The sequence below is a fragment of the Streptomyces sp. SID12501 genome, from assembly GCF_010550245.1.
Classification (GTDB): domain Bacteria; phylum Actinomycetota; class Actinomycetes; order Streptomycetales; family Streptomycetaceae; genus Streptomyces.
On sequence record NZ_JAAGLU010000662.1, the window covers coordinates 1 to 440 of the forward strand.

At 74.1% G+C, this 440-nt stretch carries 1 protein-coding gene; it reads left to right on the forward strand.

The features are described 5' to 3' along the window. On the forward strand, nucleotides 1–440 hold a 440-nt coding region (locus tag G3I71_RS47790), incomplete at both ends, for an MMPL family transporter (RefSeq protein WP_164325222.1).

A 440-nucleotide genomic window follows, 5' to 3' on the forward strand; every position in this document is an offset into this window, starting at 1 on the left:
TCGCCGGCTTCGCCGACCTGGTCCTGCTCGTCGCGCTCGGCGCGGTCCTGCTCATCCTCGTCGTCGTCTACCGGTCCCCGTTCCTGCCGTTCGTCGTCATCCTCACGGCCGTGTTCGCGCTCGCGCTCGCCGGGCTGGTGGTCTACGAGCTCGCCGACGCGGGCGTGCTCGTCCTCAACGGCCAGGCGCAGGGCATCCTCTCGATCCTCGTCGTCGGCGCCGCCGTCGACTACTCGCTCCTGCTCGTCGCGCGCTACCGCGAGGAGCTGCGGCACGCCGAGCACCCGGCGGACGCGATGCGCGTCGCGTGGCGCCAGACGCTCGAGCCCGTCGCCGCCAGCGCGGGGACCGTCGTCGCGGGGCTGCTGTGCCTCCTGCTGTCCGACCTCGCGTCCAACCGCAGCCTCGGCCCCGTGGCCGAGATCGGCATCGGCGCGGCG